The organism is Polaribacter sp. HA6-7 (assembly GCF_055693625.1).
In genome coordinates, this window is record NZ_CM146338.1 from 2,286,650 (window position 1) to 2,311,163 (window position 24,514).

A 24,514-nucleotide genomic window follows, 5' to 3' on the forward strand; every position below is an offset into this window, starting at 1 on the left:
CTAAATAACCTGTATGTTTTAAAGGTATTTTTTTACCTCAGCTTTTAAAGCATTAAAATCTAAAACTTTTTTCTCTACAACTACTTTTTCTTTTCTAAGAGATTGACCACACTCTGGACAAAACTTATATATTTCTTCAATTTTAGAGCTACAATTTACACAAGTCGAAAATTCGAAAGTTAACCCCGTAACTTCATTTTCTTTTATAAATAATAAGTCTTTAGGAATTTCTTTTATAAACTTAGAAACATTTCCTTTTTGAGACATTAAATATAAGTGACTTTTTGCCCTAGTAAGTGCCACGTAAAACAACCTTCTTTCTTCTTCTAAAAGAGTATCATATGCTGTCTTTTTAATAACATGGTAAATTTTATCTTGCATCCAAGGGTCCGGAAAACCGCCACGAGCAGAGTTCAAACCAAGAATAAACACAACTTTGGCCTCTAAACCTTTAGCTCCATGAATAGTTTTAAATTGCACATTGTGAATTGCTGCTTTTTTTAACGTCTTTTCAACTTCAGTCTTCATTGCAGTTCTTCTATACAGAACTAATATTTCTTCGCTTGGTATACCTTCATCAATGTGTTTTACAATTTTCTTCCAAATAAAATTTTCTGTGTCACCTTCTTTTTCGGCGTAACTGACTTCTATTTTTGCACCTCCTTTTTTGACTGCAGATACGTTTTTAGGAACTTGAAATTTATTCTTTTTTATAACTTCGTTAGATGCCTTTACTATAAAATCTGTACTTCTATAATTTAAATTTAGCTTTATAATTTCTGGATTGTTAAAGTGTTCTTTAAAATTAACAATGTAATCTATAACAGAACCTCTAAAACCATAAATACTTTGCCAATCATCACCTACACAAAATAATTGAGACTTTGAGTTTACAAGTTCTTTTAGAAAAACGACCTGTTGATTATTTACATCTTGAAACTCATCTACCATCACATATTTAAATTGATCTTGGTAGCGTTTTTTCGTTTCTGGATGCTCTTTTAACAATTTAATAGAATACGCTATCAAATCATCAAAATCTAAATAAGATTTATTTATGCAATACTCATAATATCCTTGAATAATTGGCAATGCAACTCTGTAGAAATTGCGCACTCGCTCATGCTCGTTATTAGAGGCTGTCATTGCAATTTCATCTAAGCTTTTATTTGAAGATTTAATAGTTCCTTTTACATCTAAAACCATTCTAAAAAAACTAGTTAGTTCTTTTTTGTAACCATCAAATTGAGCACTATAATTTAATGAAGTGTTCGTAGATATTTTTTCTGTTATTCGGCCTCTTACAACAGCGTCTAACATCTTATTAAAATCGGTTGAATTATGTGTTGCTTTGTCAAAGGTTTTAACACAAGTTATACCACCTTTTTTCATCTCCATTTCTTTCCAAAAGTAGGATGACTTAAATCACTTACGTGTTCTAAGTATAAATTTGCTGCTGGAATGAAAAAATCGGGATGAAAAGAAATTTTATCTACTCGTTCCTTTTTTTCATAAACATATTCTATATTATTACAATACAACCAATCTGCTATGTATTGTTCAGATTTAGATCTTACCTTATCATTTTTTAATGTAGTAAATAACTTTCCTTCGGGTCTAAATTCAGAGTTTACCTCTTTTTCCTTTATTCTGTCTACATAATAATCAATAATGTATCTTTTTAAAGCCAAAAGGTAATTTATATCATCTGATAAAGTAACCGCAATTTTCTTGGCAATTTCAGACTCAGTTTCTGCAGCTGTATTTCCTATAAAGTCACTAGAACTATTTGCTGACTTGGGTACAATTTTAAACTTGTTATCAAAAACATTTACCCCTTCATCTCTCATTATTTGAAAACAAAAACTATGAAATGTTTTAATTGTAATCTGTTTTAACCAAGGATATTTGTCAAGCATTTTTATGCGTTCTCTTGACAAATCTTCTTGTTTAATACCATTTGTTTCTAAAACTTTTTTATAAAAACCTGTTTTATCTGTAGACAAAATCATTCTATCTACCATTTCATTTGCCGCATTTTTAGTAAATGTAATTGCTAAAATACTTTTGGCATCTGCCTGCTTATCATTAATTAAATAATGTATCTTTTGTAGTAAAGTATTTGTTTTACCGTAACCAGCGCCAGCTAATACTAAAATTCTATTTTTTTCTGATAAAACAGCTTGTCTTTGTTGAGGGTTTAATGCAGTTAAATCTGTACGTGTTACTATTGTATTCATTCAATTAGGGGTAAAATTATTTTCGTTTTTCTTTTTGTTATTTACTCTTTATCCTTTCGCAAAAAATGCTGCTAAGTTCTCACTTTGTGCCAATACTTTATCTGCTTCCATTTTTGCAACATCAGGTGGGTAGCCATATCGCATTAATATTTTCTTTACGGTTAATCTTAATTTTGCTCTAACATCATCGCGCTTGCTCCAGTCTACCGTCGCATTGTTTCTTACTACGTCTACAATAGTATGAATCAATTCTTTCATTTTATCATCTTCTAAAAAACTGGTAGATTTATTTTGAGACAACACACTATAAAAAGCATATTCTTCTCGAGACAAGCCCAATTCTTCCGATTTAGAATCTTCTAATCGCATGTCTTTTGCTATTTGCGATAACTCTGCTAATACTTGTGCTGAATCTATTTGATTGTTATGATAACGTTTTACTACAGATTCTAACATTTCCGAGAAACGCTTTCCTTGTGCAATGTTTTTTGTTTTACGCACGCGAACCTCATCTGCTAACAACTTTTTAAGCAACTCGAAAGCTACATTCTTTTGTTGCATGTTTTTTACTTCTAACAAAAACTCATCAGATAAAATACCAACTGATGGTGCTTTAATACCTGCTGCTTCAAACACATCTATTACACCTTCACTAGATAGCGCATCATCTACAATTTGCTTAATAGCTGTTTCTACTTCGTAGTCTGATTTTGTAGAATTGCCTGTAAATTTATTGATACGTGCTTTTACTGCTTGAAAAAAGGCGACCTCATCTTTTATCTTATCTGCTTGCGGACTAGGAATAGACATCGCAAACAACTTAGACAAAATAGTAACTTCTTTTATAAATCTATTTTTAAGGTCTTCACTTTGTAAGATGAAGTTTTGCGCACCTAATAATACTTGTAGTTTTATGTTAGTTTCTGCTTTAAAATAAGCTTTAAAATCGAAACCATTAAATTGTTGTTCTACCACTTCAAACTTCTCTAACATACCAGCAATAGCTTCTTTAATATCTACAATTGGTGTGCCTTCGCCTCCACTTTGTAAATAGGTCGCCATGGCGTTTCGTAAATCTTGACCAATACCAATATAATCTACGATTAAGCCTCCTGGTTTGTCTTTGTATACACGATTAACACGCGCTATGGCTTGCATTAAATTAGCACCTTGCATCTTCTTATCAATATACATGGTGTGTAAATTTGGAGCATCAAAACCTGTAAGCCACATGTCTCTCACAATTACCATTTGTAATGGGTCGTTTGGGTCTTTTATACGTGTAGCTAATATTTTACGTTGCGACTTTGTAGTATGATGTGGTTGTAAAATGGCTTCATCATCACTGGTACTCGTCATGATGACTTTTATAGCACCTTTGTCTAAATCCTCATGATGCCAATCTGGACGTAAAGCTATAATCTCATTATAGAGTTTAGCACATATTTTACGACTCATACTCACAATCATCGCTTTGCCTTCAAATACTTTTTGTCTAGCTTCAAAATGCGATACTAAGTCTGTTGCTATATCTTTTAGTCTATCGTCTTTACCGACTATTTTTTCTATTGCTGCACTTTTGGTTTTGGCTTTTTCTATTTGTTCTTCGGTTGCACCTTCTATGTCATCTATTTGTGCGTCTATAGATTTGGTAACCTCTTCGTTGAGTTTAATTTTTACTAAACGCGACTCATAACTTATGGGTACAGTTGCGCCATCATCTACTGCTTGTTTAATGTCGTACACATCTATGTATTCTCCAAAAACAGCAGGTGTCGATTTGTCTTCTTTTTCAATAGGAGTACCTGTAAAACCTATATACGATGCATTTGGCAAGGCATCACGTAAATACTTGGCATTTCCATATCGGATTTCCGAACCATCCTCTATCTCCACCACACGTGCCTTAAATCCGTATTGACTTCTGTGTGCTTCGTCTGCAACGACGACGACGTTTGTTCTTTCAGATAAGGTATCAAACACATTACCTTCTTCTGGTGAGAATTTTTGAATGGTGGTAAATATTACGCCTCCACCGGACACGTTTAATAATTCTTTTATATGATTTCTACTATTGGCTTGTACTGGTGTTTGACGTAACAACTCTTTACAGTTACCAAACGTACCAAATAGTTGGTCGTCTAAATCATTTCTATCGGTTAGTACCACAATAGTAGGATTTTCCATTTGTGGATGCGTTACAATTTGTCCTGAGTAAAACACCATAGATAAAGACTTACCGTAACCTTGTGTATGCCAAACCACACCTACTTTTCTATCTCCTGTTTTACTATCTGTTGCTCTTACTGTTTGTTTAACTGCTTTTTGTACTGCGTAATATTGATGATACGCTGCTACTTTTTTTATTTTTACTTGAAATATTAAACCTGTTTTATCATCTTTCTTTTCTTCTTGCTCAAAAACCGTACAGTAGCGTATTAATTCTACTAGTGTTTTTTTATTAAGCATGTATTCTGTAAGAATCTGAAGTTCAGTTCTTGGGTCGTTTTCTTTTTTTATTGGTGCTTTCCAAGATAGAAAACGCGAAAATGGTGCCGATACACTAGATGTTCCTGCTTCTATACCATCACTTATTACACAAATACTATTGTAATAAAATATGCTTGGTACTGCGGTTTTGTAATTTTTTATTTGCCTGTGCGCTTTTAGCAATGTTGCTTTCTCGTCTGTGGCATTCTTCAATTCTATAAAAACAAGCGGTAAACCATTGATGTAAATAACCACATCAAAACGTTTTTCGTTGTTATTTTCTTTGACTACTAATTGATTGACTACCCAAAAACTATTGTTTTCTCGGATGTACAACATCTAGCAATTGCACATTAATACCTTTGGTTCTGCCTTCTTTATAATACTCTACTGTAACACCATTAGTTAGCAACGTATGGAAACGTTCATTGTTTTCCATAATATCCTCTGTACCAAGATTTACAATTTTTTGGTAAGCTTCTACTCTAGCAGATTCTCGAACGTCTCGGATTTAAATGTTGTAATGCCTTTTTTAATTGTTGCTCTAACAATACAGAACTAAAACTTTCGCGTTGTGGATTGTCGCTATAAGGTGCAATGTCTGGTCCGTAATGATAGGTGTAACCTTGTCCTATTAATTGGTCTATAAACGCTTGTTCTATATTGTCTTCGGAAAGTTTACTCATGTTCTATAGCTTTTTCAATAACTTCTGCGGATTCGATTTTGTATATTTTCTCTGTATTTTCTACTAAAGAATTTATTTCAAATTTTAGTGTCTTCTCTTTGTCTGAAATCCCCCATCTTTTTAATGCAAACTCAATTAAAGATTGTTCTCTCGCATCAAAAAACTTAACAATATTTTCTTTGGTGTAACCAACTGCCTCTTGGGTTAATAAATCTATACCATATAAATTAGTTAATTCACCTAAAGACCTATGTACAGAAAATTTAGAAGCACTTTCGTTATAACTTTTTAGCTTTAAGTAAATAACATCTTTTTGAACAGATTTATTAAGACTTGGTGTAAGAAGCACAAAGTTTGCCAAACGTCTTTTATTTACATCAGGCACTCCGTTTTCATCTAAGCCAATAACAGAGTTTTCTTCTCTTGCTAGAATATGTTCTTTTTCAAAATTCGCATTTTTATTATTACGATCTTGTTTTAATAAATAACGTGTAAAATCATCTATACCATTATGATTTTCAGCCAAATAAACTTCATAATTTGCTAAAAAATATTTTAAACTACCCCAATGGTAGTAATCTCCAGATTCATCTTTATCTAACGTAAGATGTTTAATAAATGTTTCAGTATTACAACGTGTGTTTACAAAATTTAAAATGTCAGATAAAATCCAATCCGGATTGGAATCATGATTAAATATGTGATGCGCTAACCAAAACAAATGACCATTACCAGTATCTGCTCTATTGGATACTCCACAGCCATAATACCTAAAGTTTAATTTTTCGACTGCTTGGTATAGGCTTACCCTTTTATTAGTTTCTTTAACTTTAAATGAAATGGCTAAAATTAATGGTAATACTGAAGCTATTGAGTTTTGAAATGCTAATTGTTTTAAAACCAATTTTTCTATTGCATCATTAATAAAACTTCGGTGAATAGTTTATTGTATGTTTCTGCTGCATTGGCTAAAAACTTAACATATTCTATTAACCTTTTCCAATTAGAAGTATGTACTGGTGGATAATATGCTTTTAAATTTTTATAGACATGGTAGCTCTCACTTTTATTGGTTTGTTGAAAAACAATCCATGTATTTCTAAGAAAATTATTTTCTTCTTGATTAGATGTTTGGTTACAAGCGTTTAAATGAAACATTACCTTAGGCCAATAATCGTTTACAGCTGTATACAAATCTTTTATTTCTGCTTTTTCGGCAAAATAAATTAGGTAGTTTTTTATTTTTTCTAATTCACTAAGTTCTTTTCCTCTGTTGTTTATAACTTCAAACATCAAACCAGCTTCTTTACTAGTGTTTGGTATATAAAACAAAAAGCCTAGTTTAGATTTTACTACATTTAAAATAGCATTAACTTCTTCTGAAGATTTAGCATCTAACCATACTTTAAACTCTGTAAAAGCATTATCTAAATTTATATGTGCTTTGGTAGCATTCTCTTCTGAAACATAATTAGGTTCGTCTAACTTTCTAAAAAAGTACTCGTCTAGCTCTCCATTTAAAACAAATAACCTTTTAGTGTTTCCTGTTTCTCTACCTTTAAATAAAAAGGTATTAGTAATAAGTGTTTTATCTTCTTTAGATATTGCAATGTTATTTTTTAACGTAGCTAATAAAATAACAATACTGGTTAAACGTTGTTGCCCATCTACGACATTAAAATTTTGATAATCACCTTCTTTCTCTTGTTCTGTAGCTACTATAGTGCCTGTGTAATGAATGTAATCTTGTTTTTCTAATACGTTTTCTATATCTGCAATTAAATCTTTACGTTGCGATGTTCCCCAAGAATAGGCTCTTTGATAATCTGGAATAGAAAACATATTAAAACCATTATTAAAAATGTCTTGTATGGTTAATATTTGCGATTTTTTAATGTCTTCCATACTATCTTTTTTACTTTTTAAACCCATGTACTCTAATAGCTCCACTCATTAACTTTGGTAACAAGGTGTCTCTGGTTTTGGTTAGGGTTTGGATTTGTTTATTATTAATATCTATTTTTTTGAACAAAAAAGTTGCTAATGAATCAAATCTTGATAAAATATAATTATCAGGAATAATTACAGGAATTGTTTTCAAATCGGTTTGCGTTATTAGTGGTTGAGTACTTCCTGTATTTAATGATTTAAAATTAAAGCTCTTTAGTGTGAAAAAAGAAAAATAAAATGAATCTGTATTTTTTACTTTTGATATCAGAACGTTATCTGAAATCCAAATTGGCTCATTAAAAATAAAAACACTTCCTAGAGTTCCAACTCTACCAGTAAGAATAACTGGCTCATTAATTAAATATTTGTCGTAATATCCAATAGTACCATTTGCTCCAAAGATTTTATATTTTCCACTTTCTTTGTAATCGCTTTTTTTACTCCTTTTCCTGAGGATAGACTTACTAAATCTTGATACTTCCCAACACGCCAACCCTCAGGCAACGCATCACCAATTTGGTATTTACCAAACCACTCCTTAAAAATGGTTTGTGCTATTTGCTCTAGGGTTTTGTTTTGGGCTTGTAGGTTTTCTATTTTAGCATCAAAAGCTGTGAGGACTTTGGCTATGGCTTTTTGTTCTTGGATTGATGGAAATTGAAAAGACATTCTCTTAATAGAATCTCCATTTAAACTTGCTCTTGTCGTCATCGTTGAATATTGAGCAACTGTTTTTCTAAAATTCCTTGACCTAAATAAATAACCAATAAAAGATGGCGAAATTTCAATAGGTGCATTTTCTTTAATTCTTAATCTTTTACAAAAGCCATTAAATGTTGATTTGGGATAATCTTTTAATGCTACAGAAGACATACCAATTTCTTCGGAAGTTTCACTTGTTCTTGTTATTAATATATCCCCTTTTAAAACAGAACAAGTATTCGGTCTTTTTCAGAAGAATTAACTAAACCTTCTGGTTCTGTTGGCAAAAACCAATTGTAAAAAACATCCTTAAAACTTATAAACGTTTCTCCATATCCAAAAGAATCCTTAGATTTAGATAATCCAGAACTTACGTTATATATTTCTCCTAAAGTAGTTTCCACCCAACCATCAAGCAACTTTTCTTTTACACTACTCATAGTTTAAACCCAATATTAGCCAGTTGTGTTTTAATCTCTTGGTTTAGGGCTTCCTCTTGTTGCATTTGCTGTTTTAGGGTTGCGCTTAGGTCTGCCATTTTATCCTCAAATGGGATACCATCGTCTTCTTCGTCTGGGATACCAACGTAGCGTCCTGGTGTGAGTACGTGGTTGTGTTTGCGTATGGCTTCTAGAGTTGCGCTTTTGCAATAGCCTTTTATGTCTTTATAGGCAGATTGCTTCGTGCCTCGCAATGACGTTTCTGATTGAGAGATTGCTTCGTCCTGCGTCCTCGCAATGACGTTGCGCCAATTGTGGTAGGTGTCTGTTATTTTGTTGATGTCTTCTTCGGTGAAATCTCTATGTACTCTAGATTTCATAAAGCCCATTTCTGAGGCATCTATAAATAACACTTCTTCTGTGTTTGTTCTACCTCTGCGTAAATACCAAATACAAGCTGGTATGCCTGTATTGTAAAACAGTTGCTTTGGTAAGGCGACGATACATTCTACCAAGCCTGCTTCTACCAAGTTTTTACGTATTTCGCCTTCGCCGAAGTATTAGAACTTAATGAGCCATTGGCTAAAACGGTTGCCAAAACACCACGTGGCGATAAATGATACAACATGTGTTGCATCCAACCAAAATTGGCATTCCCGTTTGGTGGTGTACCATATTGCCAGCGTGCATCGTCTTGTAAAATATCTATTCCCCATTCTTTTTGGTTAAATGGTGGATTGGCAATTACAAAATCGGCTTTTAAATCGGGTGTGCGTCTTTTAAAAATGAGCCTTCGGTGTTCCAAGACACAAACTTGCTATTAATGTTACGTATGGCAAGGTTCATACGAGAGAGTTTCCAGGTGGTTTGGTTGCTTTCTTGTCCGTATACTGTAATGTCTTTAATGTTACCCGAATGTGCCGTTACAAATTTTTCTGACATGATAAACATACCACCGGAACCCGATGCAGGATCGTAAATACGTCCTTTATAGGGTTCTATCATTTCTACCATGAGTTTTACAATGGCTTTTGGTGTGTAGAATTGCCCTCCTTTTTTACCTTCGGCATTGGCAAATTCACCTAAAAAGTACTCGTACACACGCCCAAAAAGGTCTTTGGAGTTTTCGTTTTCGGCTTGTAGCTCGGTGTTCGATATTAAATCTATCAATTCACCTAAAGCCTTTTTATCTAGGTTTGCCTTACCATATACTTGTGGCAGTACATTTTTTAATTCTTTGTTTTCTTTTTCTACCGCTTCCATAGCTTCATCTATGGTTTGCCCAATAGTTGGCAATTTGGCTTGTGCGTGTATGTGGCTCCAACGTGCTAATTTTGGTACAAAGAAGGTGTTTTCTGCAATGTATTCGTCTCGGTCTTCTGCATCTGAGTATTCGTCTGCTACTAATTTTTGGTACAACTCATCAAAAGATTCTGAGATGTATTTTAAAAAGATAAGCCCTAGTACAACGTGTTTGTACTCTGCTGCGTCTATATTTTTGCGGAGTTTATCTGCTGCTTTGAACAAGTCTTGCTCAAAGGTATTTTTAGTTTTTGCCATGAATGGTTAGTTCTTGTTGGTTTTTAAATTCTTTTAGAAGTAAAAAGGCTATAATTTTAATATAAACCTGCTATGTACCTACAATACATAGGTATACATTGGTTTTTAAGCAACTATTTTCTTTTTAGCAATTTAAAAGAATCTTGATTGCATAAATGTAGTATTCTTTTTTTATTTGAAAGTAAAAAATCGTTAAAAGTATTATTAATCTTATTCTTTATTTACCAAATCTACTTGTAAAAACGCCCTTAAAAACCACTTTATCAAGCAATTTTTAAACGATTTAGCCTTAAAACAAGCACCATTTTTATATAACAAAGCACATTAGTAAAGCTTTACAACCACCTCTAAACCCAAATTTTACCGCATCAGGATGTAATTTCTACTGCATCAAGACGCAATAAAAGTTGCATACGGATGCAGTGAACCTTAAAATTGGGCAAAAAAATCCCAATAACCGAAGTTACTGGGATTTTGAAAATAAAGTTACTTACAATTTAACTCGCTTTTCGGTACTTTAGATTTGCCAATAAATCTCGCATTTTCTTAGCGGGTCTAAATAAAATTCGTGCTTTGGTAACCGCTTCTGCTGTTACTTCTTCTTCGGTTACAAAACCTTCTGAACTTAAACCTACTTGAAAATTACCTAGTTTACCCAAACGTACAATGCGCCCTTCTTTTAACTCTCTAATAATGTTTTTTTCTAACACATTTAAGACTGCCAAACAATCGGTATCTGTTACCGTACATTGTTCAGAAATCATTTCTGCTAAAGATTCGAAGTCTACACTTCCGTTTGGTGTTACAGCCGCGTAATATTTAGGCGTTGCTGTTAAGTCCTGAGGATTTTTCCTCGCTAAAGTCTTATAAATTATAGACATAATATTAAATTTAAAATTACAATTCTTCTTACAACCTTTGATTTTAGAGGCACTTGCAAGGCGATTCCTCTTTGAGTACGCTTTTAAAACTCTGCATTCGCATGCCCAACCACAAACGTTTTAATGCAGTTAAACTATAAGTAAACCAAATACTTACAGGAGTTTTTACTAAAAAATTAAGTCATGTGTTTACCATTTGCAGCATGGTGTCTGCTTTAATTTATAAAAATAAATTTGGTAAGCTTTTAGAAGAATTGTAATTTTATGGTCTCAAGATGAAACTACACACTTCTAATAGTGTTACCGTTTTAAAAAAAGGTCTTAAAGCACCATCTTTAAGGCTTTTTTTACTTTTAATTATACTTTTTGTTTTACAATTTACATCAATTAAAATTTCGCTTTTAAGCTACTTAATCAACCTACTTAAGTAAAATCATAAAAAACAAATATTATAACTTTACGCTTTGTAAAATTACATCTATTTGCTTTAAAAATACATCATAACTTATTCACAAATCCCTTACATTTATTCACAAATTATAATTTATTACGTTTTAGGTAATTATTACGTACTCTTATAAGAGATAATTCATTTATTTTTGTAAAAACAATCATACAAAGTATAAAGTCTTATTTTATGTAAGTTTTACCGACCTAAACAGACATTTATTATACAAAAATGCACTTTTTAAACACATGAACAAGTACATAGACATTGTAAAAAATTCGTATTCCGATTATTGGAACTATGTAAAACAATCTGTTTTGCTAGAACTGAATTGGGAGAATTATTTCTACGGATTGATTTTAATCTCTTTAGTTGTTTGGGGATTAGAAGCCATTTTTCCTTGGCGTAAAAATCAGTCGTTGTTTCGTAAAGATTTTTGGCTAGATACCTTTTACATGTTTTTCAATTTCTTTTTGTTAAACTTACTGGTATTGATTGCTTTATCAAATGCGGCAGCCGAAGTTTTTAATGATATCTTAGGCGTTGTAGGCTTGTCTATTGCCAATTTTCAGCTATTAGAACTCAACACTTTGCCGTTTGCACTCCGTATTTTTATCTTTTTTATTGTAATTGATTTTGTGCAATGGTGCACACACAGATTATTGCATTCTTATGAGTTTTTATGGAACTTTCATAAAGTACACCACTCGGTAAAAGAAATGGGTTTTGCAGCGCATTTGCGTTACCATTGGATGGAACCCGTAGTGTACAATTCTTTAAAGTACATTCCGTTAGCCATTATTGGCGGCTTTACCGCACAAGATGTAGCAGTTGTCCATTTTTTTAATATTACCATTGGGCACTTAAACCATGCCAACATCAATTGGGATTATGGTTGGTTAAAGTATATTTTAAACAACCCAAAAATGCACATTTGGCATCATGCAAAAGTATTGCCGGAAGAACGCAAACAAGGCGTTAATTTCGGAATTACCCTAAGTATTTGGGATTATCTTTTTAAAACGAATTATATACCATATTCCGGTAGAGATATCGAAATTGGTTTTGAAGGTGATGAGCAATTTCCGAAGGGTTTTGTAAAACAAGAGTTGTATCCTTTTGGAAAAAGGGATTAATTGGTTTTTGTGAGTTCGAGTGATTTTGAGGTACAAAAAATTATATCGAGAACTCTTTTAATCTTCTTCAAAAATCATCTCGATACTAATTTTACTCATTTCAATCGTAAAATTCACTCGGTGTGACACATACTCTTGTTTCTTGTCTCTTATCTCTTGACTCATTTTTCTTTAATACTTATTCTTTTCCATTGATGAAAAGAACCAAAAATCTAGACATACTTTTAATTTTCTTGAATTCTACTTTGTAATCCACTATCGCATCCGGATCCACTGCGTTATTTGGATGCTTGCCGTTACTTACAATTTGAATTCTTACGAAATTTAAAATAGGTCGTAACTGTATGTTATCATGATTCTCTTGCCTCACTTCTATTATCTTTCTTCTAGCTTCTTGCTTCTTATTTCTTGCCTCATATTTCTTGACTCATTTTTCTTTCTGCCCTTATTCTTTTCCATTGATGAAAAGAACCAAAAATCTAGACGTACTTTTAATTTTCTTGAACTCTACTTTGTAATCCACTATCGCATCCGAGACCACTGCGTTATTTGGATGCTTGCCGTTACTTACAATTTGAATTCTTACGAAATTTAAAATAGGTCGCAACTGTATGTTATCATAACTTCCTCCTCTTACCTCTTGTCTCTTATTTCTTGTTTCTTGTTTCTCATCTCTTGTTTCTCATCTCTTGTTTCATGCCTCTTGACTCATTTTTCTTTTGCCCTTATTCTTTTCCATTGATGAAAAGAACCAAAAATCTAGACGTACTTTTAATTTTCTTGAATTCTACTTTGTAATCCACTATCGCATCCGAGACCACTGCGTTATTTGGATGCTTGCCGTTACTTACAATTTGAATTCTTACGAAATTTAAAATAGGTCGTTACTGTATGTTATCATGATTCTCTCCTCTTGACTCTTGTTTCTGATTTCTTGACTCTCTATTCTCTTTTCTTGTTTCTCATCTCTTGTTTCATTTTTCTTTCTGCCCTTATTCTTTTCCATTGATGAAAAGAACCAAAAATCTAGACATACTTTTAATTTTCTTGAATTCTACTTTGTAATCCACTATCGCATCCGGACGCCATAGCGCAAGCTGGCCCATTCGCTATAAATGTCCACTGGACATTTACTTTACGCTCTGTCCTCTTTGGATGCTTGCCGTTACTTACAATTTGAATTCTTACGAAATTTAAAATAGGTCGTAACTGTATGTTATCATAACTTCCTCCTCTTACCTCTTGACTCATTTTTCTTGACTCTCTATTCTCTCCTCTTGACTCTTGTTTCTTGCTTCTTGCCTCTTGTTTCTTATCTCTTACTTCTCTACTCTTCCCTCTCAACCCACACCCCAAACCCCACACATTCAAAAAATCATCATTATATAAAAAGCACCCGTTTAAATTCATACATCAGTAATAAAACCGTTAAATGTTAAGAAAATCTTAAAAAAAATCAAAAAAAAGCCAACTACATCGATTTCGCTTAGTATCTTTAGCAAGAAATTTTTACTAAAAACTAAAAACAATATCCAAAAAATGAAGATTAAAAAAGTACTTGTTGCCAATCGCGGTGAAATTGCCATTCGAATTTTTAGAGCCTGTACAGAGGTAAATGTAAAAACCGTTGGAGTTTACACATTCGAAGATCGCTATTCGTTACACAGGTACAAAGCAGACGAATCGTATCAAATAGGTGAAGACAATGCCCCATTAAAGCCCTATTTAGATATCAAAGAAATTATAAGAATCGCTTTAAAAAGTGGTGCAGATGCCATACACCCAGGTTACGGTTTCTTGTCTGAAAATGCAGATTTAGCGCAACAATGTGAAGACAATGGTCTTATTTTTGTAGGTCCTAAAGTTACAGTTCTTCAATCTTTAGGCGATAAAATTACAGCCAAAGAAGTGGCAGTTGCCAACAACATACCCGTTATTAAAAGTAACGAAAATCCTTTAGACAGTATCGAAACAGCTTTAGAAGAAGCTTCTAAAATTGGTTATCCTGTAATGCTAAAAGCAGCTTCGGTGGTGGCGGTAGAGGTATGCGTGTTATTAGAGAGGCTGCCGAATTAAAAAAAGCCTTTAACGAAAGTAAACGAGAGGCACTAAATGCTTTTGGAGACGATACCGTTTTTTAGAAAAGTTTGTTGCCAACCCAAAACATATAGAAATACAAATTGTTGCCGATAATTATGGCAATACAGTGCATTTGTTTGAGCGCGATTGTTCTGTACAACGTCGTTACCAAAAGGTAATTGAATTTGCACCTTCTTACAATTTAAAGCAAGAAACAAAAGATGCTTTATACAACTACGCAATTACCATTTGTAAAGCTGTAAATTATAACAATATTGGTACAGTAGAGTTTTTAGTTGATGATGATGGTGCTATTTATTTTATAGAAGTAAACCCAAGAATACAAGTAGAACATACGGTTACAGAGGTTGTTACCAATATCGATTTGGTAAAAACTCAATTGTTTATTGCGGGTGGTTATAAATTAACCGACCAACAAATTAAAATACCGAGTCAAGAGGCTATTAAAATAAATGGTTATGCGCTGCAATGTAGAATTACTACAGAAGATCCGCAGAACGATTTTAAACCTGATTATGGTGAAATTACCACGTATAGAAGTGCGTCTGGTTTCGGAATTCGATTGGATGCTGGTAGTGTGTATCAAGGGGCTATTATTTCGCCTTTTTTCGATTCGATGCTTGTAAAAGTTACTGCAAATAGTAGAACTTTAGATGGCGCGTGTAGAAAAGTACGCAGAGCCATGGCAGAGTTTCGTATTCGAGGTGTTAAAACCAACATGCCTTTTCTAGACAATATCTTAAAACACGAAACTTTTAGAAAAGGAGATGTTACTGTTAATTTTATCAAAGAAACACCCGATTTATTTGTGTTTAAAGCGCCTAGAAATAGAGCTACCAAACTGGTTACCTATTTGGGTGATGTGATTGTAAACGGAAATGCGGATGTTAAAAAATTAGATCCTACAAAGAAATTTATAAAACCTGTTGTACCTAAATTTGATACCAATGCGGCGTATCCTGAAGGTACAAAAGACAAACTAACTGCATTAGGCCCTGATGCATTTGCGCAATGGTTAAAAAATGAAAAGCAAATTCATTTTACTGATACTACCATGAGAGATGCACACCAAAGTTTGCTGGCAACAAGAATGCGAACTTTTGATATGCTAAAGGTTGCAGAAGGATATGCTAAAAACAACCCCAACATTTTTAGTATGGAAGTTTGGGGTGGCGCTACTTTTGATGTTTGCATGCGTTTTTTACAAGAAAACCCTTGGGAACGTTTGCAATTGTTACGAAAAGCAATGCCAAATGTATTGTTGCAAATGCTAATTCGTGGGTCTAATGGTGTAGGTTACACAGCGTATCCAGATAATTTAATTGCCAAGTTTGTAGAGCAATCTTGGGAACATGGTGTCGATTTGTTTCGAATTTTTGATTCTTTAAACTGGATGCAATCGATTGCACCTTGTATAGAACATGTTAGAACCGAGAACCAATGGTTTGGCAGAGGGTTCTATTTGCTATACTGGCGATATTTTAAATCCAGAAAACACTAAATACAATTTAAAATATTACACCACTTTAGCAAAAGATATTGAAAATGCGGGTGCGCATATTTTGGCAATTAAAGACATGGCTGGTTTGTTAAAACCTTATGCTGCTTTCGAATTGGTAAGTGCTTTAAAGCAAACCGTAAATATTCCGATTCATTTGCATACGCACGATACCTCTTCTATACAAGCTGCTACCTATTTAAAGGCAATAGAAGCTGGTGTAGATGTTGTTGATGTTGCTTTAGGTGGTTTGTCTGGTTTAACATCGCAACCCAACTTTAACTCTGTGGTAGAAATGATGAAATTTAACGACAGAGCAAGCAATTTAAACAATCAATCTTTAAACGAATATTCTAATTACTGGGAAACAGTAAGAGATTACTACTACCCTTTTGAGTCCGGCTTAAAAGCGGGTTCTAGTGAAGTTTTTAAACACGAAATTCCGGGTGGCCAATATTCGAACTTAAAACCACAGGCGCAAGCACTTGGTTTGGAAGATCGTTTTCATGAAATTACCAAAATGTATGCAGATGTAAACTTACTTTTTGGCGATATTGTAAAAGTTACACCAAGCTCTAAGGTTGTGGGTGACATGGCACAGTACTTAGTTAGTAACAACTTAACGGTGCAAGATGTGTTAGAACGCGGACATACCATTTCTTTTCCGCAATCTGTAGTTCAATTTTTAAAGGTGATTTAGGGCAACCCGTTGGCGGATTCCCAAAAGATTTACAGAAACTTATCTTAAAAGACGAACAACCTTATACAGATAGACCAAATGCACATATACCTGCTTTAGATATTGAGGAAGAGTACAAAGACTTTAAAAAGATATTTGAAAACGATTTAAGTAGACCGATTGATTTTACAGATTTCTTATCGTATAAATTGTATCCAAAGGTATTTACAGATGCTTACAATAAGCATTTAAAGTACGACAGTTTGATTAACCTACCAACTAAAAACTTTTTTTACGGAATGGAAGTTGGCGAGGAAATTATAGTTGAGTTAGACAAAGGAAAAACCTTATTAATTACCCTAGATTCTATTGGTAAAGCCAATGAAGAGGGGTTGGTAACTGTTTACTTTAAGGTAAACGGACAAGGAAGATCTGTGCAAATAAAAGATACCTCTGTAAAAGTAGAAACTGTACAAAATATAAAAGCAGCTAAAGATAATGCACACGAAATTGGTGCACCATTACAGGGTTTATTATCTACAATCTTGGTGAAGAAAGGTGATAAAGTTGCTAAGAATCAGCCTTTATTTATCATCGAAGCCATGAAAATGGAAACCACCATTACAGCCAACGAAGATGCTACTGTAGATGCCATTATTTTAAAAGAAGGCACACTTGTAAATTCTGAAGACTTGGTCTTAAAACTAGAAAGTTAATTTTTTTAATAGTTCACGTTAGAAGTCCGTTATTGTTTTTATGCAATAGCGGGCTTTTTAATTTATACGTAAATCAGTATTTATTTGGTAGCTCGTGTTTAATTTCTTCCTTTTTCATCAGGATACAAACCTGGTAAATTATCACTTTGATAATACGTTTTTGTATCAATATTCATTGCACATACCTTTCCTTTAAAAGCAGCACCTGTATCAACATTCCATACATTGGCTCTGTTCATTGGTGTCGGTATTCCGAAATTAGTTGTTGGTGTATGTCCTATATAAATTTCTGCATAATGTTGCAATCGCTTCGGATACGTTGGGTTGTTTTTATCGATGGTAACATCCATTGCCAAAGCCATTTCCCACAAAGTTCTATCAAAGTAGAAATTACCAGGAAACATTTCTTTAACAACACCGTGCATTGATGTAAAACCGGCATGTAAAAACAATCTATTTGCGTCGTCTAAATGGTACAATGATAGGTTTTCGAAAAATGTTAAGTGCTCACTTTTTTCTGCTGCAGTAAAACCATCATAACTATCAATGGTTTCTTTACCACCATGCATGTACCAAGTAGGATTTACACTTTCATCTTTTAGCCATTCTTCGCACCAAACATCATGATTTCCTTTGATAAAAATACAGTTGATTTTTTTGACAACTCGATTAAAAAAGAAACTACTTGTGCAGACTCGCTCCAGCCATCTACATAATCTCCCATAAAAATAAGTGTGTCTTCTTCGGTAACTTCTAGTTTATTTAATACTTGTACTAGGGCTTTTAAACCGCCGTGAATGTCTCCAATTGCAAAAGTGCTCATTTGTTGTGTTGTTTAATAAACAAAACTAAACGATTCTAGCTAACTTTTTAAGTATTTGCTTTAAATTAAGGTTAAAAATACTGCCCTAAACCAAAAACCAACCCTCCTTTTGTAGTATTTACGGTATCGTAGACTTTAAAACCATAATCGATTCTAAAAGTAGCATTGTATATTTTTTTACTGATAAAACGCAGTCCGATTCCGAGAGAATACTCTTAATTTTTCTTGTTTAAAAAGGTCGCTTAATTGTCCGCCTGGTTCTCGCCAAGTACCTGCATCCGTAAAAACATTGGTTTGAATTGCCAGCCACTTTTTATCGTAAACGGTATGTCTATATTCAGAATTTAAAACCGCAACACCAGTACCTCTATCTACCAAAATACCAACACCTCTTATATTTACATTGTTATCTAAAGCAAAGGGTGCAAAAGGTGAATTCTCATTAGAAGCAATACCCAAACGTAATTTATTTGCCCAATTGCCTTTAGCACCAATTCTTTTGTAATAGAAAAAGTCGTTCCAAGCAATTAAAAAATCATTTTGAAAATCGTTTTGCGTAGTAACATATTGCGTGTATAAGACACTTTTAAAACCACTAACGTATTGGTAGTAGTAATCTAAACCATTGTATTGATATACCAGTTTTAACAGTTTTTTATCTAAATCTAACGCCAATGGCACACCGGCTGCTGTTTCACCGGACAAGTATTTATATATCTCTGAAAAAAGCTGATTCCGAAATCGATGCGATGCTTTAAATTCAGTTGATACAAACCTAACAACTCTACCGAAGTATTGTTGTACAAGTAATTGGCTGTTTTTTCACCAAAATACAACGGCTCTTCACTTTTCCAGTCTTTAAAACTGATTGCCAATCCCCATTTTTTAGAAAACAAATTGGGTGCGCGATAGGTAAAACCATAAGAATGAAAACCATTATTTTGATAAAAGCCACCAAAAGTAGTGTTGTTTCCTAAAAAATTATACTCGTACAAACCAAGTTTGTAAGCAAATTGTTTGTTGGTGGTTGTCCGTAAATTTAAACTTGGTAAAAGTGTAAAATTCTCTTCTATGCCAATTTTTACATGGCTTTTAAAATTGGGCAACCGAGTTACTGTAAAATAAGCATGACTTACAGCAGGCAATCTTTTTAAAAATGTGATGTCTTGATTCAGTTTTACAGAATCTAATACTTCGCCTTGTTTCGTGGTTATTATCTTTTTTAAATAGCTTGTTTTAATTTTATCTTGCCCTACTATTTCTAAAGAAACAATTGTTGTTTTTTGCGCAGATGTTACTTGCATGCAAAAACTAAAAAATAAGAACAAGAAACTCTTTTGAATCACGCTATTGAGCTATAAATGTATTTTGAATAACTAAGTTAAGCCAATTATCTGTATCTAAACCATAAATGTACAATTTATAAGAATCGTCTAACACCAAAGCGGGCGGTGTACTTGTATGAATATTATCTGCAACTATAATATTCGATTCGTTATAATACGCAAACTGCTTGTCTTTTGTATAAGTACCTGTTACAAAAGTATCGTCATTTAACGTAAGTACTTCAAAGTATTTGTCTGTATCTGTAAACGTACCATCTTGCCAAGTAAAAACAGGTTCTAATGTGTTTGGGTATGCAATATCAACAGCAGTAGACCATTGGGTTTGCTTGGTTGCGTTTTTTGTTTTTATAGGTTTAGAAATATACAATGTATCGTCTAAAAGATAAGTAACCAAACAATACACATTTGTAGTAACCTCATTTGTAAAACGTCTAAACTTACCACCAAACTGTGCTGCACTTGTAAAGTTTCTTCTTGTATAATTGCTAAAATCTAAAGGATCTACAGTAGTATCTGCGGTTTCATAATAACGATAATCGTATGCACCAGTTAACGGATAAAAATAAATATTGGTTTGCGCCGCATTACCGTTTGCAGAACCTGCAAATGCAATTGCATCTTCTTGCGTTGTTTTATCGGAATTCTTTGCAATGTATTCTGATAGGTTTTGCGGTATAAATTGATCTTCTATAATAAGGTTAACCCAATTATCTTCGCTTACACCCATCATGGTAAAATTATAAATTTCATCTTCTACCAAATCTTTTGGTGCAGCTTCATTTAACTTTGGCGATGCTAAAACATTGCTTTCATCATAATACTGAAAAAACTTTTCTGTGGTATATGTACCGGAAATAAACTCATTTTCTTCATCAGAAATTACTTCAAAATAAATAACATTCTCATCGATTGTACCATCATTCCATGTAAAATTAGGTTCTACGGTAGATTTGTATCCTATTTGAACATCATTAGAATATTCTGTAGCTTTAGTTTGATTGTTAATTTTTATAGGTTCAGAAATTCTTAGTTCATTTTCTTTTATATAAGTAACCAAACACCAAGATTCTATGTCGCTAGAACGTGTAAAACGCCCTAATTTACCACCAAAAACAGCTTCACTAACTAAACTTTCTCTTCTGTAATTTTCGAAATTATCTTTGTCTGCATCTGGCGTTGTTAATTCGTAATAACGAATATCTGTTGCCCCTTCTTCTGGATAATAAAAAATATAGGTGGTATTTGTGCTAGATACTGCACTTGCAGCACAAGCAACTACTGTTTTTTCGGTAACATTTGCTTTTGTTGCAATGTATTCTTGTAAAGTTCTTGGTATGGTAATGTCTGTATCTTCTGAACAAGAAACAATTGCCAAACATAAAAAAAGAAATGCTATTTTTTTAAAGACCATATAATTTTCTAATTAATTCTTCTGCTGGTTTATTTTGCGGTGTAAATCTATTGTTTTTTTCGCCACCAACGTTAGCGTGTCTATGAAACCATTTCCATATAAAACCACCAGCAAACCATTCTTCTTGCCAAAATTGATTGTGAATTGCTTGCAATGCATTGGCTTGCGCTTGTAAATTTACCGAACCTTCTATTCTATTAGAATCCCAAGGTTCTTTACCATTAAAGTCTACACTTCTATACCCAAACTCTGTAAACAAAACAGGTTTCTTTACAGATTTTTGAAGTTTTAGAATTGCTTGTTTGTGCGGTTGCCAACCCGCTTCATAGTCTGCCACTGTGGGCGATTTTAAATCGCTTACAGGAAAATAGGCATCTATACCAATATAATCGATTTCTTTCGGAAAGGTACTCGCGAGTATTCATCCCAATTGGCAGCATAGGTTAATTTGCCCTTGTAAACTGCTCTTATTTTCTGAATAAGTTGCTGCCAAAATGCAGGCCTATTCACAACAAATTGCTCTAACTCTGTACCAATACAAAAAATTTCTGCATTTAAAGATGCTGCCGCTTTTGCGTAGGTTAAAATAAAAGCTGTGTAAGAATCTTCTAGAACTTGCCAATTTTCTTCAGAATCCATTTTTATGTTACCAGTAAATTCTCCTCGCCACACCCAAATGTGTGGTTTTACCATAATGCGCACATTTTCTTTTTGAAAACGTTTTGCGTATTGCAACAAACCATTTTCTGTTTCGCCAAACCATTGCCTTTTGGTGTTATGCGTAATTGTTGGTGTTGCCAAATTCTTTATAAAGCCAAAAGGCATCAATGCAACATAATTGCTTTGTGCCTTTAAAACTGGTGTAATGTGTTGTGTGCTAATAGTATCTCTTGATGCTACAAAGCTTACTCCGTTTATTTTTTTAGACTGACTTTTGCAAGAGAAGTTTAAAAGAATTACTAAGAGCAATAGGAGTTTTTTTGTTTTCATAAATCTCCATAAAAATACTTCTTTTTGTTAAAATAGCGCTCTTAAACCAATGTTAAAACTTTGTCCTAAACCAGTATCGTTACCACGTATGAATTTACTATACAAAACCTCTAAGTTTAACAAGTCTGTTAATTGGTATTTTCCACCAAAACCAAGCGCGGTATAATCTTGTGTAAAATCACCAAAACGTTGTGCGTGTTGCACAAAACCTAGAACAGTAGATTTATCCGAAGGAAAATAACTCATAAAAATTCCGGGTGCTAATAAAAACGTCTTATTTGCAAAACTATCTTCTTCGCCAAAATTATACTCTGTATTTAACTCTGTAAACAATTGCCAGTTACCGCTTGGTAGTGTGTAATCATAAAAAAACGATTCTGAAAAGTGTACGCCGTTTGGTCTAAAAAAACACCATTTTCTGTTTCGTTTTCTATAATCGGAATGTGAAAAGCAGATTGTATCGAAAAGTTTCCTACATTTTCTAATGGCTGAAATTTAATTGCTGGTGCAAAAGAAGAAAGCCCTTTTCTTGCTGTTGCATCATTGCCTAAATCGAAAACTGCCGTTGCACTTTTACCGCCAATTGTATTAGAACGATACTCTAACAATACACCTACATTAATTCTGTTATTTTCAGAAACCCCCGTAAATACTTCTAAAGTTGATGTAAAGTAATTTTCTCTTGCCTTGTCTGCTTTTACTCCGTTAAACTTCCCTTTGGTTTCTGTATACAAATTGTTAAAAAACTTAATATCCCACTGCCCCTTGTTTAATAATTTTGATGGCGTATACGTTTGCACATTGCTTTTTGCAGGTGCATCATTTTCTTGCGCTTGCACTTGTAAACCTATAGCTAAAAAGGCTACAAACAAACTTTTACTTAAAACTTTTTTCATTATTGGTTGATTTTAATGTTGGTAAATTTTTTAAGTAAGTCTTTACAATTTTTAGATACTTACAAACATTTTCTAGAAAATCTATTTATAATGATTCTAAATTTAATTAAAATGAAGTTTCGGTTTTAAGTTCTTAACTTTAGCTTCGACATAAAAGCAACAATCAATCAACTATGGAACATATTGTAATAATTGGGAACGGTATTGCCGGTGTAACTGCAGCAAGACATATTAGAAAAAAGTCTGACAAACAAATTACCATTGTGTCTGCAGAAACCAAATATTTCTTTTCTAGAACTGCTTTAATGTATGTGTACATGGGGCACATGAAATTTGAACATACACAACCTTATGAAAATTGGTTTTGGGATAAAAACAACATTGCCTTAAAAGAAGGTTTGGTAACAAAAGTACATACAGAAAACAGTAATATTGAATTTGCTTCGGTGAAATTTTAGCCTACGATAAATTAATTATTGCTACAGGTTCTAAACCAAATAAGTTTGGTTGGCCTGGGCAAGATTTAGAAGGTGTTATTGGCATGTACCACAAACAAGATTTAGAAAAACTAGAACAACTTGCACCAGATAATAAAGCGTGTAATAGAGCCGTAATTGTTGGTGGTGGTTTGATAGGTATTGAATTGGCAGAAATGCTACGCAGTAGAAAAATACCAGTTACTTTTTTAGTGAGAGAAACCAGTTTCGGAACGGTGTTTTGCCTGCTCAAGAATCTGAAATGATAAATCAGCATATTAAAGAACACCACATAGATTTGCGTTTAAACACCAACTTAAAAGAAATTAAAGCAGATAAAAACGGACGCGTAACTTCTATTATTATTGAAGAAACAGGCGAAGAAATTGCTTGTAATGTTGTTGGTTTAACTGCTGGTGTTACCCCAAATATAGATTTCTTAAAAGAATCTAATATCGAACTTGGTAGAGGTGTAAAAGTAAATCGTTTTTTAGAAACCAATGTAGCTAATATTTATGCTATTGGCGATTGTGCAGAACAACACGAAGCCATCGGACAAAGAAGAAATATTGAAGCAGTTTGGTACACGGGTAGGATGATGGGAGAAACCTTAGCAGAAACTATTTGTGGTAATAGAATAGCATACAAACCAGGGCATTGGTTTAATTCTGCAAAATTTTTAGACATTGAATATCAAACATATGGTTGGGTGTTTAGCGAAAGAAATAAGAAAGAAAACGAAGCGTATTTTCAATGGAAACACCCATCTGAAAATAAATGCATTACCATTTCTTTTGACAAGGATTCTAAACAATTCTTAGGAATCAATACGTTTGGCATTCGAATGCGCCATGAAATATTTGACAAATGGCTTACAGAAAAGCAAAACATATCACATGTTTTAGAATTCTTAGCAGACGCTAATTTTGATCCGAATTTTACAAACTTCACGAAAAAGAAATTGTGGCAAAATTCAACAAAGAAAACAACACCAATATACAACTACAAAAGAAAAGCTGGAAAAGAATTTTTAGCAAAGCATAAGA

24 protein-coding genes and 5 pseudogenes are annotated in these 24,514 nt (G+C 33.3%); 6 read left to right on the forward strand and 23 right to left on the reverse strand.

What is annotated here, in order from left to right; translation table 11 throughout:
* Window positions 1-18: 18 nt before the first annotated feature.
* The 14 genes and pseudogenes from ACZ1HD_RS12765 to ACZ1HD_RS12830 all read right to left on the reverse strand — a co-directional run bounded on the left by ACZ1HD_RS12765 (window position 19) and on the right by ACZ1HD_RS12830 (window position 10,949).
* Window positions 19-1,392 carry a UvrD-helicase domain-containing protein gene (locus ACZ1HD_RS12765; protein WP_472687639.1) on the reverse strand — a complete coding sequence of 458 codons (1,374 nt, stop codon included), beginning with the start codon at window positions 1,390-1,392 and terminating at the stop codon, window positions 19-21.
* Window positions 1,389-2,240: a UvrD-helicase domain-containing protein gene (locus ACZ1HD_RS12770; RefSeq protein ID WP_472687640.1), complete on the reverse strand. Its 852-nt coding sequence runs from the start codon at window positions 2,238-2,240 to the stop codon at window positions 1,389-1,391. Before ACZ1HD_RS12770 ends, ACZ1HD_RS12765 begins: the two co-directional genes overlap by 4 nt.
* Window positions 2,241-2,288: 48 nt before the next feature.
* Window positions 2,289-5,069, reverse strand: coding sequence for a type I restriction endonuclease subunit R (locus tag ACZ1HD_RS12775; RefSeq protein ID WP_472687641.1), 2,781 nt, complete (start codon window positions 5,067-5,069; stop codon window positions 2,289-2,291).
* Complete coding sequence (locus ACZ1HD_RS12780; protein ID WP_472687642.1) at window positions 5,044-5,169, reverse strand: hypothetical protein; 126 nt, start codon at window positions 5,167-5,169, stop codon at window positions 5,044-5,046. Before ACZ1HD_RS12780 ends, ACZ1HD_RS12775 begins: the two co-directional genes overlap by 26 nt.
* Window positions 5,170-5,215: 46 nt before the next feature.
* Window positions 5,216-5,416 carry a type I restriction endonuclease gene (locus ACZ1HD_RS12785; protein ID WP_472687643.1) on the reverse strand — a complete coding sequence of 67 codons (201 nt, stop codon included), beginning with the start codon at window positions 5,414-5,416 and terminating at the stop codon, window positions 5,216-5,218.
* Entirely contained in the window at window positions 5,409-6,320 is a 912-nt protein-coding gene (locus ACZ1HD_RS12790; RefSeq protein WP_472687644.1) for a hypothetical protein, read from the reverse strand. Before ACZ1HD_RS12790 ends, ACZ1HD_RS12785 begins: the two co-directional genes overlap by 8 nt.
* Window positions 6,321-6,325: 5 nt before the next feature.
* A complete protein-coding gene (locus ACZ1HD_RS12795; protein WP_472687645.1) occupies window positions 6,326-7,321 on the reverse strand; it encodes a DUF262 domain-containing protein in 996 nt (331 codons plus the stop codon).
* Between the two features lie 10 nt (window positions 7,322-7,331).
* A complete protein-coding gene (locus ACZ1HD_RS12800) occupies window positions 7,332-7,859 on the reverse strand; it encodes a restriction endonuclease subunit S (protein ID WP_472687646.1) in 528 nt (175 codons plus the stop codon).
* Between the two features lie 125 nt (window positions 7,860-7,984).
* Window positions 7,985-8,281: pseudogene (locus ACZ1HD_RS12805) on the reverse strand (restriction endonuclease subunit S); the annotation flags it as partial.
* A gap of 8 nt (window positions 8,282-8,289) precedes the next feature.
* Window positions 8,290-8,508 (reverse strand): hypothetical protein, encoded by a 219-nt coding sequence (locus tag ACZ1HD_RS12810; RefSeq protein WP_472687647.1) that lies wholly within the window; start codon window positions 8,506-8,508, stop codon window positions 8,290-8,292.
* Window positions 8,505-9,038: an N-6 DNA methylase gene (locus ACZ1HD_RS12815; protein ID WP_472687648.1), complete on the reverse strand. Its 534-nt coding sequence runs from the start codon at window positions 9,036-9,038 to the stop codon at window positions 8,505-8,507. Before ACZ1HD_RS12815 ends, ACZ1HD_RS12810 begins: the two co-directional genes overlap by 4 nt.
* Entirely contained in the window at window positions 9,032-9,313 is a 282-nt protein-coding gene (locus tag ACZ1HD_RS12820; RefSeq protein WP_472687649.1) for an N-6 DNA methylase, read from the reverse strand. The genes ACZ1HD_RS12815 and ACZ1HD_RS12820 overlap by 7 nt, the downstream gene beginning before the upstream one ends.
* Complete coding sequence (locus ACZ1HD_RS12825) at window positions 9,268-10,068, reverse strand: N-6 DNA methylase (protein ID WP_472687650.1); 801 nt, start codon at window positions 10,066-10,068, stop codon at window positions 9,268-9,270. The genes ACZ1HD_RS12820 and ACZ1HD_RS12825 overlap by 46 nt, the downstream gene beginning before the upstream one ends.
* Window positions 10,069-10,565: 497 nt before the next feature.
* Complete coding sequence (locus ACZ1HD_RS12830; protein WP_472687651.1) at window positions 10,566-10,949, reverse strand: HU family DNA-binding protein; 384 nt, start codon at window positions 10,947-10,949, stop codon at window positions 10,566-10,568.
* A gap of 696 nt (window positions 10,950-11,645) precedes the next feature.
* Between ACZ1HD_RS12830 and ACZ1HD_RS12835 the strand changes: the two genes are divergently transcribed.
* Window positions 11,646-12,533, forward strand: a complete 888-nt coding sequence (locus ACZ1HD_RS12835; protein WP_472687652.1) for a sterol desaturase family protein — start codon at window positions 11,646-11,648, stop codon at window positions 12,531-12,533.
* A 1,038-nt stretch (window positions 12,534-13,571) separates the two neighbouring features.
* On the opposite strand, the gene ACZ1HD_RS12840 is transcribed toward ACZ1HD_RS12835, so the two are convergent.
* A complete protein-coding gene (locus ACZ1HD_RS12840) occupies window positions 13,572-13,877 on the reverse strand; it encodes a hypothetical protein (RefSeq protein WP_472687653.1) in 306 nt (101 codons plus the stop codon).
* Window positions 13,878-14,072: 195 nt separating this feature from the next.
* On the opposite strand from ACZ1HD_RS12840, the pseudogene ACZ1HD_RS12845 reads away from it, so the two are divergent.
* The 4 genes and pseudogenes from ACZ1HD_RS12845 to ACZ1HD_RS12860 form a co-directional block, all read left to right on the forward strand.
* A pseudogene (locus ACZ1HD_RS12845) lies at window positions 14,073-14,982 on the forward strand (ATP-binding protein); the annotation flags it as partial.
* Window positions 14,983-15,012: 30 nt separating this feature from the next.
* Entirely contained in the window at window positions 15,013-16,134 is a 1,122-nt protein-coding gene (locus ACZ1HD_RS12850) for a hypothetical protein (protein WP_472689357.1), read from the forward strand.
* Window positions 16,055-17,106: pseudogene (locus ACZ1HD_RS12855) on the forward strand (pyruvate carboxylase); the annotation flags it as partial. The gene ACZ1HD_RS12850 and the pseudogene ACZ1HD_RS12855, both read left to right, overlap by 80 nt.
* A 3-nt stretch (window positions 17,107-17,109) precedes the next feature.
* Window positions 17,110-17,526 carry a biotin/lipoyl-containing protein gene (locus tag ACZ1HD_RS12860; RefSeq protein WP_472689358.1) on the forward strand — a complete coding sequence of 139 codons (417 nt, stop codon included), beginning with the start codon at window positions 17,110-17,112 and terminating at the stop codon, window positions 17,524-17,526.
* Between the two features lie 98 nt (window positions 17,527-17,624).
* On the opposite strand, the pseudogene ACZ1HD_RS12865 reads toward ACZ1HD_RS12860, so the two are convergent.
* The 8 genes and pseudogenes from ACZ1HD_RS12865 to ACZ1HD_RS12900 form a co-directional block, all read right to left on the reverse strand.
* Window positions 17,625-18,349: pseudogene (locus ACZ1HD_RS12865) on the reverse strand (metallophosphoesterase family protein).
* 177 nt (window positions 18,350-18,526) lie between these two features.
* Window positions 18,527-19,054 carry a hypothetical protein gene (locus tag ACZ1HD_RS12870; RefSeq protein WP_472687654.1) on the reverse strand — a complete coding sequence of 176 codons (528 nt, stop codon included), beginning with the start codon at window positions 19,052-19,054 and terminating at the stop codon, window positions 18,527-18,529.
* Window positions 19,015-19,653: a POTRA domain-containing protein gene (locus ACZ1HD_RS12875; RefSeq protein ID WP_472687655.1), complete on the reverse strand. Its 639-nt coding sequence runs from the start codon at window positions 19,651-19,653 to the stop codon at window positions 19,015-19,017. The genes ACZ1HD_RS12870 and ACZ1HD_RS12875 overlap by 40 nt, the downstream gene beginning before the upstream one ends.
* A gap of 43 nt (window positions 19,654-19,696) precedes the next feature.
* A complete protein-coding gene (locus ACZ1HD_RS12880) occupies window positions 19,697-21,106 on the reverse strand; it encodes a hypothetical protein (RefSeq protein ID WP_472687656.1) in 1,410 nt (469 codons plus the stop codon).
* On the reverse strand, window positions 21,096-21,527 hold the full coding sequence (locus ACZ1HD_RS12885; protein WP_472689359.1) for a glycoside hydrolase family 113: 432 nt from the start codon (window positions 21,525-21,527) through the stop codon (window positions 21,096-21,098). Before ACZ1HD_RS12885 ends, ACZ1HD_RS12880 begins: the two co-directional genes overlap by 11 nt.
* Window positions 21,482-22,075 (reverse strand): glycoside hydrolase family 113, encoded by a 594-nt coding sequence (locus ACZ1HD_RS12890; protein ID WP_472687657.1) that lies wholly within the window; start codon window positions 22,073-22,075, stop codon window positions 21,482-21,484. Before ACZ1HD_RS12890 ends, ACZ1HD_RS12885 begins: the two co-directional genes overlap by 46 nt.
* 48 nt (window positions 22,076-22,123) lie before the next feature.
* A complete protein-coding gene (locus ACZ1HD_RS12895) occupies window positions 22,124-22,429 on the reverse strand; it encodes a hypothetical protein (RefSeq protein WP_472687658.1) in 306 nt (101 codons plus the stop codon).
* Window positions 22,414-22,992: a hypothetical protein gene (locus tag ACZ1HD_RS12900; RefSeq protein ID WP_472687659.1), complete on the reverse strand. Its 579-nt coding sequence runs from the start codon at window positions 22,990-22,992 to the stop codon at window positions 22,414-22,416. Before ACZ1HD_RS12900 ends, ACZ1HD_RS12895 begins: the two co-directional genes overlap by 16 nt.
* Window positions 22,993-23,165: 173 nt before the next feature.
* Here ACZ1HD_RS12900 and ACZ1HD_RS12905 point away from each other — a divergent pair.
* Window positions 23,166-24,512, forward strand: a pseudogene (locus tag ACZ1HD_RS12905) (NAD(P)/FAD-dependent oxidoreductase).
* Window positions 24,513-24,514: the final 2 nt, after the last annotated feature.